Genomic DNA, 9195 nt, shown 5'->3' on the forward strand with positions numbered 1-9195 from the left:
GTACGGTTCCCCCATAACGCACGCTTGTACGGACCTTCGCGTCCGACGAGACGTACCAAAGGAATTCGAATGACTTGGTTACAACAGGTGGCCATCTTCGCCGCGGGTATCGCGGCGGGTGGCATCAATACGATCGTCGGATCGGGCACGCTGATCACCTTTCCCACGCTGCTCGCGTTCGGGTTGCCGCCGGTGACAGCGAATGTGTCGAACACGATCGGGCTCGTCCCCGGCTCGGTGAGCGGGGTCATCGGCTATCGGCGGGAACTGGAAGGACAGCGGTCCCGACTGCTGCAGCTGGGCACCGCGTCGCTACTCGGCGGCATCACCGGCGCGATCCTGCTGCTGACGATGCCCGCGGCGGCGTTCAAGGCGATCGTTCCCGTCCTCATCATCGTGGCGCTGATCCTCGTCGTCGTGCAGCCGCGACTGGCCGCGTGGGTGAAGCGGCGCCGGGCGGACGGCGCGTCGGCGACGCCGGAACACGGTGGGCCCATTCTGCTGGTCGCGGTCTTCGCCACCGGCATCTACGGCGGCTACTTCGGGGCTGCCCAGGGCGTGCTGCTGATCGGTCTGCTCGGGGTGTTCGTGCACGAGGACATCCAGCGGCTCAACGGCGTGAAGAACGTGCTCGCCCTGATCGTCAACGGGGTGTCGGCGGTGATCTTCATCGCGATCGCCGAGGTGGACTGGCAGGTGGTCGCGTTGATCGCGATCGGCTCGATCATCGGCGGGCAGCTCGGCGCGAAGGTCGGGCGGAAGTTGTCGCCGAATGTGCTCAGAGGGGTGATCGTGGTGGTCGGCACCATCGCGGTGGTCCGCCTGCTCACCAGCTGAGGTCCCGGTAGCCTCACGCGCTCGTCGTGACTTGTGACAAATGTGGTCGCCACCGGGCGATCCTTCATGTTGCGGGGTATTCTTCGCGTCGGCCATGCGTGATGAGGGAGGTGGCCTGGTGCACAGACGTGCCTTTTTCAAGGCGGCGGGACTGGCGGCTGTTGCCGGTGCCGTGGGAACGACGCTGGCGAGCGCGCCCGCTTCGGCGGATCCGCGCCAGGCGATGTTCCAGTCCTGGGTGCCGGAGATCTTCGCGCCGATCCCGGACGCGCCCGCGCACACGCAGGCCATCGTCATCGGATCCGGCTTCGGCGCCGCCGTGACCGCGCTGCGCCTGGCCGAGGCCGGGATCGCCAACACCGTGCTCGAGCGCGGTTCGCACTGGCCCAACGACCCGTGGCGCGAGATCTTCACCGGCGACGACCTGCCCGACGGTCGCGGGTTCTGGCATCGCACCAGCTTCACCGGCGTCACCAAGGTGCCGATGAGTTTCAGCGCGTTCGGCGGCGTGCTGGATGTGACCGAATATTCCGGGATCGACGTGTGGCGCGCCGCCGCGGTCGGTGGCGGCTCGGTGATCTTCAGCGGGGCGATGGTTGCTCCGCAACGCAGACTGTTCGACCAGGTCTTCGGTGGCGTCGTCGATTACGGCGAGCTGGAGAGCGTCTACTACCCGCGGGTGCGCCAGATGCTGCGGCTCGACACGATGCCGGCCGACATCTACAACTCCGCGCCGTTCGCGCACTCGCGCGCCTGGGACGACCAGGTGCGCGCGGCCGGATACCAGCCGCTGCCCAACGACTCGATCTTCACCTGGGACGTGCTGCGCAGCGAGCTCGCGGGCACCTCCCGCGCGTCCGCCACCTCGGCCCGCTCGAACCTCGGCAACTCCAACGGCGCCAAGTTCGACCTCAACCAGAACTACCTGCGCTACGCCCGCGAGACCGGCAAGTCCCAGGTGTTCCCCGGCCACCGCGTCGACGCCATCGCCCAGGAGGCGAGCGGCAGGTTCGTCGTCGCCGTATCGAAGCTGGCCCCGACCGGTCAGGTGCTGAGCACCCGCAACCTGACCTGCGACAAGCTGTTCCTCGGCGCGGGCTCCATCGGTACTTCGGAGCTGCTGGTCCGCGCCCAGGCCACCGGCACGCTGCCCAACCTCAACGAGCACATCGGCGACGGCTTCGGCACCAACGGTGACGTGGTGCTGGCCCGCGGCGCGAGCGCTATCGCGGGCCAGGGCCAAGGTGTGCCGAGCGCCAGCCGGATCTACGACGAATCCAGCGTGCCGCTCACCCTGGAGAACTGGTACATCCCCGGCATCCCGTTCGAGACCGGCGCGCTGGCCTCGCTCGGCATGGTCCTCGACCCGACCCGTGCCCGTTTCGGCTATCACGCGGCGTCGGGCGGCGTCGGCGTGAACTGGTCGGCGGGCACGCAGGACGCGGTCGCCGGGGCCGCTCGTGCGATCGACCACCGGATCGCCGAGCGCGCGGGCGCGGTCGCCGAGTACGGCGCGCTGGGCTACGACGCCAACGCCCAGTTCACCGCGCACCCGCTCGGCGGCGCGGTCCTGGGCAAGGCCACCGACGCCTTCGGCCGCGTCCACGGACACCCCGGCCTCTACGTGATGGACGGTGCCGCGATTCCCGGCAGCACCGCGACGGTCAACCCGTCCCTGACCATCACCGCACTGGCGGAACGCAACATCGAGGCCGTCCTGCGCGGCTGAACACGCCACCGACCGGCGTCGGCAACTCCCCTCGCGGCGTCGGTCGACCAATTAGCGTGGGCAGCGATGTCAAGGCCGACCTACGCGGCGCCGACCGCCAGATATTCAGGAGCAACAGTGGCTTCACCGGGGATCGAACGGGTCGAGGCCCTGCCGGACGTGCGCTCGAAAACGCCGACCTTGCGTACCGACATCCTCATGCTGATCCTCGCGATCATCTCGGTGGTGCTGGTCGTGTGGATCACCTTCTTCGACGTCAGCGGCCCGACCTATCACGCGATCGTCATCGTCGACACGTCGATCTGCGCGATCTTCCTCGTCGAGTTCGTCTGGCGCTGGCGGCGGGCGGGCTGGCCGTGGTCGTTCCCGTTCATCTACTGGTACGAAGTCCTCGGCATGATCCCGGTGACCAGCCCGCTGTTCCGCGGGTTCCGGCTGCTGCGCATCGTGGTGATCTTGATCCGGCTCGGCCGGGTGGCCGATCGGGCGCTGGGGGAGCGGGTCACCGCGACGATCGTCAACCGGTTCGTCGGCACGATCGTCGACGTGATCAAGCGCCCGATGACGATCGCGATCCTCGACGAGGTCTCCAAGGTCCTGCGCGCGGGCCATTACACCCAGAACATCGCCGCCGCGCTGGAGGAGAACCACGCCGAGGTCGACCAGCTGATCATGGACCTGATCAAGAACGACCCGCAGACCGGCAAACTGCGTTACGTCCCGTTCCACGACGACATCATCCGGCTCGTCGCCGACACGGTCTACCGGATGCTGCGCCAGCTGCTCGACGACCCGCGCACCGACGAACTGGTCGCGGACATGCTGCGGGAGAACCTCGACCAGATCAACGACGCCGTGCGCGCCGGGGTGCGGGTCCCGCCCTCGCACCGAGGGGCGACGCCCGCCGAGCACGGCGTGCGCCACCACCTCGGCCAGATCAAGCGTGCCTGATCTGGTCGCGCGGCTGGGCGAAGCGCAGGGTCTCGAAGATCACCAGCGCGGCCAGCAGCGCGCACAGCACGGCGAGCGAGGCGAGCGCGGGCAGGTGCGCGGCGATCGGGATCAGCGCGAACAGTAGGGCCGCGGTGATCACGCGCGCGATCGACACCGATTTGGTGGCAAAGTATTTCGCCGCGACGACGCCGAGGATGAACAGCGCCGGTCCGGCGTAGAGCGCGCCGAGCGGGATGCCGTAGAGCGGGTCGGTGAGCGTGTGGTGCGAGGAGTCGCCGACGTAGTACAGCACCTTCTTCAGCCCGAGCGAGAGGGCGATGACGCCCACGATCATCGGGAAATGCCCGTAGGTGTAGCTGTTCTGCGCGATCTTGATCTGGTGCGCGCCCCTGGCGTGGGCGAAGCTGTGCTCGATCGAGATCGCGGCCACGTCGAAGTAGAGCCACCACAGCAGACCCGACACCGCGAGCCCGAGCATCGAGCCGAGCGCGATCGGCCAGGAGATCGGGAGTCCGGCCACCCCGATGCCGATCGAGACGATCGATTCGCCGAGCGCCACGATGACGATCAGGCCGTAGCGTTCGGCGAAGTGCTTGGCCGAATTGATCCGCCAGTCCGTGCCGGCGATGGCGGTCCACGCCATGTCGCCGACGATGGCGGCGATCCACAGCAGGATCTGGGTGAGGCCCGTGGTCATCGCCGCGATCACCAGCAGCGTGGTGCCGATGGTGATCGAGCCAAGCGCCCAGCGCAGCAATTGCCCGCGCAGCTGGGAGTCCTCGGCGCTGATCGCCCAGAAGATGCCGACGTGCACCAGCCGCACCACCAGGTAGGCGATGGCGAAGACCAGCGGGCCGAACCAGCCGCCGTCCAGATCCTCGAACGCCTCGGGAATCGTGAGCGCGGCGATGAACGCACCGCCCATCGCGACGAACATGCCGACGCGGGCGATGCCCTCGTCGGCGCGCACCACATTGCCCAGCCACGAGTAGGCGATCCACAGCCACCACATCAGGGCGAGGACCAGCGTGGCCCGCAACATGTTCGCGGCCGTTGTGTTGTCGGCGGCCAGGTCGGTGACCATCGTGAAGGCGAAGACGATCACCAGGTCGAAGAACAATTCGAGCTGGGTCACCGAGCTGTCAGCGGTGACCGGACGGAACCGGGGCCGTCGATTTCCGATCATGGCGACAATCGTCGCACCCCCGGCCACGATTCGCGCGCGGCGCCGATTGTTTCGCGGACGGCGCAACTAGCCGACCGCGAAGCCCCCGACCTCTGGATACCGCTCGGCGAAGTCGATGAAGTTCGCGACCGTCTCGTCGTGCAGTTTGCGCAGGCTTCGGTTGAACAGGATGCCCGGAATGGGCAGCGGAAGGGAGAGTTCTACGTGGTAGTCGACCTCGGTGCCCTCCGGGGTGTCGACCAGTTCGATCCAGCCGCCGCCCTTGGACCCGCGACTGCTGTCGACGACCCGCCACTCGGACCGGTACTGCTCCCAGGAGTATTCGAGCACCTGGGCGTCGGAGTTACCCATGAAGTGGGCGGTGGCGAAAACTCGGCGCGGCCTGCCGTCGGCATCGCGCGGCCCGACCCGGACATCACTGAGCGAGGTCGACCACTCCGACATCAGGTCAACGGCCAGTAGTGCGTCCATCACTTGGTCGATCTCGGCGTCAACGGTGAATCGGATGTCGATCTTCGAGCGCATCTGTGTCTATCCTCCGAACCCCCGCAGCTTTCGCGCCCGATTGTGCACAGTGGTACCAGTGATCGTCAACACGTCTATGGTCTGGACAAATGACCGGGTCAACTGCTTATCACACGCTCGACGGCCGTTTCGATGAGTGCCATGCTCTGCTCCTCGGTGAAGATTCCGGGCAGTGTGAGGTGTTCGACGATGAGCCAATTGAGCGCCAGATAGAGCAGTAGTACCGACTCCGCGTCGCCGGGCATGCCGGACGCCAGATGGTTGCGGACGTTGAAATCGATGTCGGCCCGGACGCGTTCGGTGAGCACCGTGCGCAGTTCGGGACGCCGGGTTGCCTCGAGTCGTAGTTCGAGCAGCGCGAGATAGGCCTTGCGATGCGATTCGATGCGCCCGACCACCTCTTTCATCAGCGTGGTGATGTTCTCGATGTCCTTCGGGCCGTCGCTGACCAGGGCCATCGTCTCCTCGCTCGGCTGCACCACCTCGTAGAAGCGGACGCCGGCCTGGGTGAGCAGCTCGTCGCGATTGGCGAAGTAGTTCGACGCCGTGCCCGCGGGGACGGCCGCCTGTTTGTCCACCGCGCGGAAGGTGAGGCCGCGGGCGCCCTCGTCGGCGAGGACCTCGATGGCCGCGTCGAGCAGGGCTTGCCGACGTTCGGGATTAGTTCGCACTTGACACCACTCCATCCGTAGTACTACGTTGAAACCACTTCAATCAGAGTACAACACTTGAGGCGGTAACCATGCGAAAGCTTGTCTACTACATCGGCGTCTCCCTCGACGGCTACATCGCGGGCCCCGGCGGTGAGTACGAGTTCTATCCGACGCCGCCGGAATACTCGGACTGGCTCAACGCCGAATTCCCCGAGGCCATCCCGGTCCACCTCCGCCCGCATTTCGGCATCGACGTAGACGCGCCCAACAAGAGCTGGGACACGATGCTCATGGGTCGCGGCACCTACGCGGCGGCGTACGACGCGGGGATCCTCAGCCCGTTCGTCCACATGAAGCAGTACATCTTCTCCTCCTCGTTGGGGCCGGTGGACGCACCCAACGTCGAGATCGTCGACGGCGATCCGGTCGAACTGGTGCGCGAACTCAAGCAGCAGGACGGCCTCGACATCTGGCTGTGCGGCGGTGGGAAGCTCGCGGGTCAGCTTCTCGACGAGATCGACCAGCTGATCGTCAAGAGCTACCCGGTCATCGCGGGCGAGGGCATCCCCGCCTTCACCGGCGTCTTCAAACCGACACTTTTCACCCCGACCCGACGCAAGGAATTCGACAGCGGCGCGCAGGTCACCTGGTTCGATCGGAGCTGAATCCGGTGGTTATCCACAGGTGACAAGCCTGTGTCGTTTTCCACAGGCAGGGCAGGTAGCAGCAAAACTGGTGGCCCGGGCCCGGTACTCTTGGTCGCTGATACCAATCTGACACTCGATCGTGAAGGACCTGCTGTGGCTCTCGTAGTTCAGAAGTACGGAGGATCCTCGGTGGCTACCGCCGAGCGGATCCGGCGCGTCGCTGAACGGATCGTGGAGACCAAGAAGCAGGGGCACGATGTAGTCGTCGTGTGCTCGGCTATGGGCGACACGACCGATGAGTTGCTCGATCTCGCGGAGCAGGTGGCCCCGGCGCCGCCTGCTCGCGAGATGGACATGCTGCTCACCTCGGGCGAGCGCATCTCGAATGCCTTGGTGGCCATGGCTATTCACACGCTCGGCGCCGAAGCTCGCTCGTTCACCGGCTCGCAGGCCGGCGTGATCACCACCGGCGCGCACGGCAACGCCAAGATCATCGACGTGACCCCGGGCCGCCTGCAAGAGGCGCTGGCCGAGGGGCAGATCGTGCTGGTGGCCGGCTTCCAGGGCGTGAGCCAGGACAGCAAGGACGTCACCACGCTGGGCCGCGGCGGTTCCGACACCACCGCCGTCGCGCTGGCCGCGGCCTTGAAAGCCGATGTGTGCGAGATCTACACCGACGTCGACGGCATCTTCTCCGCCGACCCGCGCATCGTCCCCGACGCCCAGAAGCTCGACAAGATCTCCTACGAGGAGATGCTCGAGATGGCGGCCTGCGGGTCGAAGGTGCTCATGCTGCGCTGCGTGGAGTACGCGCGCCGCTACAACGTTCCCGTTCATGTTCGGTCGTCCTACACCGACAAGATCGGCACCACTGTTTTCGGATCGATGGAGGACATTCCCGTGGAGCAGGCAATCCTGACCGGCGTCGCACACGACCGCAGCGAGGCCAAGGTGACCGTCGTCGCCCTGCCCGACGAGCCGGGCTACGCGGCCAAGGTGTTCCGCGCGGTGGCCGACGCCGAGATCAACATCGACATGGTGCTGCAGAACATCTCCAAGGTCGACACGGGCAAGACCGACATCACCTTCACCTGCCCCAAGACCGACCTGGTCCGCGCGGTGCAGAAGCTCACCGAGCGCCAGGACGAGATCGGCTTCGCCGAGATCCTCTCCGACGACCACATCGGCAAGGTCTCCCTGGTCGGCGCCGGCATGAAGTCGCACCCGGGCGTCACCGCCACCTTCTGTGAGGCGCTGGCGAACGCGGGCGTCAACATCGACCTGATCTCCACCTCGGAGATCCGGATCTCGGTGCTCGTGCGTGACACGGAACTGGATGAAGCGGTGCAGGTGTTGCACAAGGCATTCGATCTCGGCGGCGACGAGGCCGCTGTCGTCCACGGCGGAACGGGGCGTTAAGCAATGGGTGTACGTGTAGGTGTTGTCGGTGCGACCGGTCAGGTCGGCGCCGTCATGCGCAAGCTGCTCGAAGAGCGCAACTTCCCGGCCGACGAGGTGCGGTTCTTCGCATCCTCGCGTTCGGCGGGCAAGACGCTGCCCTGGCGCGGCGGCGAGATCGTCGTCGAGGACACCGAGACGGCCGATCCGTCGGGTCTCGACATCGCGCTGTTCTCGGCCGGCGCCACCATGTCGCGTGTGCAGGCCCCGCGCTTCGCCGCGGCGGGCGTCACCGTGATCGACAATTCCTCGGCATGGCGCAAGGACCCCGAGGTGCCGCTGGTGGTGTCGGAGGTCAACCCCGAGGCCACCCGCAACCTGCCCAAGGGCATCATCGCGAACCCGAACTGCACCACGATGGCCGCGATGCCGGTGCTCAAGCCGCTGCACGACGTGGCCGGTTTGCAGCGCCTGATCGTGTCGTCTTACCAGGCCGTCTCCGGCTCCGGTCTGTCCGGTGTCGAGGAGCTCGCCTCGCAGATCCGCGCGGTGTCCGCCGACGCGGAGAAGCTGGTGCACGACGGTTCGGCCGCTGAGTTCCCCGCGCCGAACAACTACGTCGCGCCGATCGCCTTCAACGTGATCCCGCTGGCCGGTGCGCTGGTCGACGACGGTTCCTTCGAGACCGACGAAGACCAGAAGCTGCGCAACGAGAGCCGCAAGATCCTCGGCCTGCCCGACCTGCTGGTGAGCGGTACCTGCGTGCGGGTCCCGGTCTTCACCGGGCACTCGTTGTCGATCAATGCCGAATTCGCCGAGCCGATTTCGGTGCTGCAGGCCAAGGAACTGCTGGCCAAGGCATCGGGCGTGCGTTTGGTCGACGTGCCGACCCCGCTGGGCGCCGCCGGGCAGGACGACTCTCTCGTCGGGCGGATCCGCCAGGATCCGGGCGTGCCGAGCGGTCGGGGTCTCGCGCTGTTCATCTCGGGTGACAACCTGCGAAAAGGTGCTGCGCTGAATACGATTCAGATCGCGGAAGTGTTGCTCGAGAACCGTTGATTCGGTAGTCCTGGATGTGGGGCCGGAGCCTCGGGGTGTGGTAGTCCCGAGGCAGGTTGTGTGGCAGAGCTTGGGGTTGAGTAGTCCCAGGCGGGTTTGACGCTGTGTTTGTTGGAGCGCTGGCGCGCTCGAGTCGCGGCCCCGAGGGGCCGCCGGTTAGCCACCGGGGCTTGCTCCTTCGTCGCGTACGCCCCGGCGGCTAACCGG

9 protein-coding genes are annotated in these 9195 nt (G+C 66.6%); 6 read left to right on the top strand and 3 right to left on the bottom strand.

Annotated elements, in window-relative coordinates; translation table 11 throughout:
* Nucleotides 1-69 precede the first annotated feature (69 nt).
* The 3 genes from ACFTS5_RS32415 (at nt 70) to ACFTS5_RS32425 (ending at nt 3517) form a co-directional block, all read left to right on the top strand.
* Entirely contained in the window at nt 70-837 is a 768-nt protein-coding gene (locus ACFTS5_RS32415) for a sulfite exporter TauE/SafE family protein (protein WP_378638656.1), read from the top strand.
* A gap of 118 nt (nt 838-955) precedes the next feature.
* A complete protein-coding gene (locus ACFTS5_RS32420; RefSeq protein WP_378638658.1) occupies nt 956-2566 on the top strand; it encodes a GMC oxidoreductase in 1611 nt (536 codons plus the stop codon).
* Nucleotides 2567-2683: 117 nt separating this feature from the next.
* A complete protein-coding gene (locus tag ACFTS5_RS32425) occupies nt 2684-3517 on the top strand; it encodes an ion transporter (RefSeq protein ID WP_378638661.1) in 834 nt (277 codons plus the stop codon).
* On the opposite strand, the gene ACFTS5_RS32430 is transcribed toward ACFTS5_RS32425, so the two are convergent.
* The 3 genes from ACFTS5_RS32430 to ACFTS5_RS32440 form a co-directional block, all read right to left on the bottom strand.
* Nucleotides 3504-4706 carry a low temperature requirement protein A gene (locus tag ACFTS5_RS32430; RefSeq protein ID WP_378638664.1) on the bottom strand — a complete coding sequence of 401 codons (1203 nt, stop codon included), beginning with the start codon at nt 4704-4706 and terminating at the stop codon, nt 3504-3506. The genes ACFTS5_RS32425 and ACFTS5_RS32430 overlap by 14 nt on opposite strands.
* A 66-nt stretch (nt 4707-4772) precedes the next feature.
* Nucleotides 4773-5231, bottom strand: a complete 459-nt coding sequence (locus tag ACFTS5_RS32435) for an SRPBCC family protein (protein WP_378638666.1) — start codon at nt 5229-5231, stop codon at nt 4773-4775.
* Between the two features lie 98 nt (nt 5232-5329).
* Nucleotides 5330-5902, bottom strand: coding sequence for a TetR/AcrR family transcriptional regulator (locus tag ACFTS5_RS32440; protein WP_378638669.1), 573 nt, complete (start codon nt 5900-5902; stop codon nt 5330-5332).
* 71 nt (nt 5903-5973) lie between these two features.
* Here ACFTS5_RS32440 and ACFTS5_RS32445 point away from each other — a divergent pair, with 71 nt between their 5' ends.
* The 3 genes from ACFTS5_RS32445 (at nt 5974) to ACFTS5_RS32455 (ending at nt 8988) form a co-directional block, all read left to right on the top strand.
* Nucleotides 5974-6549 carry a dihydrofolate reductase family protein gene (locus ACFTS5_RS32445; protein ID WP_378638672.1) on the top strand — a complete coding sequence of 192 codons (576 nt, stop codon included), beginning with the start codon at nt 5974-5976 and terminating at the stop codon, nt 6547-6549.
* A gap of 135 nt (nt 6550-6684) precedes the next feature.
* Nucleotides 6685-7950, top strand: a complete 1266-nt coding sequence (locus tag ACFTS5_RS32450; RefSeq protein ID WP_378638675.1) for an aspartate kinase — start codon at nt 6685-6687, stop codon at nt 7948-7950.
* Between the two features lie 3 nt (nt 7951-7953).
* Complete coding sequence (locus tag ACFTS5_RS32455) at nt 7954-8988, top strand: aspartate-semialdehyde dehydrogenase (RefSeq protein ID WP_378638678.1); 1035 nt, start codon at nt 7954-7956, stop codon at nt 8986-8988.
* The last annotated feature ends 207 nt before the right edge of the window (nt 8989-9195 follow it).

It is taken from the genome of Nocardia sp. NPDC056952, from assembly GCF_042674185.1.
Classification (GTDB): Bacteria; Actinomycetota; Actinomycetes; order Mycobacteriales; family Mycobacteriaceae; genus Nocardia.

Excerpts from the sequence above, each read along its gene's own strand:
- ACFTS5_RS32455 (WP_378638678.1), top strand. The coding sequence starts at position 7,954 with ATGGGTGTACGTGTAGGTGTTGTCGGTGCGACCGGTCAGGTCGGCGCC.
- ACFTS5_RS32415 (WP_378638656.1), top strand. The coding sequence starts at position 70 with ATGACTTGGTTACAACAGGTGGCCATCTTCGCCGCGGGTATCGCGGCG.
- ACFTS5_RS32435 (WP_378638666.1), bottom strand. The coding sequence starts at position 5,231 with ATGCGCTCGAAGATCGACATCCGATTCACCGTTGACGCCGAGATCGAC.
- ACFTS5_RS32445 (WP_378638672.1), top strand. The coding sequence starts at position 5,974 with ATGCGAAAGCTTGTCTACTACATCGGCGTCTCCCTCGACGGCTACATC.
- ACFTS5_RS32430 (WP_378638664.1), bottom strand. The coding sequence starts at position 4,706 with ATGATCGGAAATCGACGGCCCCGGTTCCGTCCGGTCACCGCTGACAGC.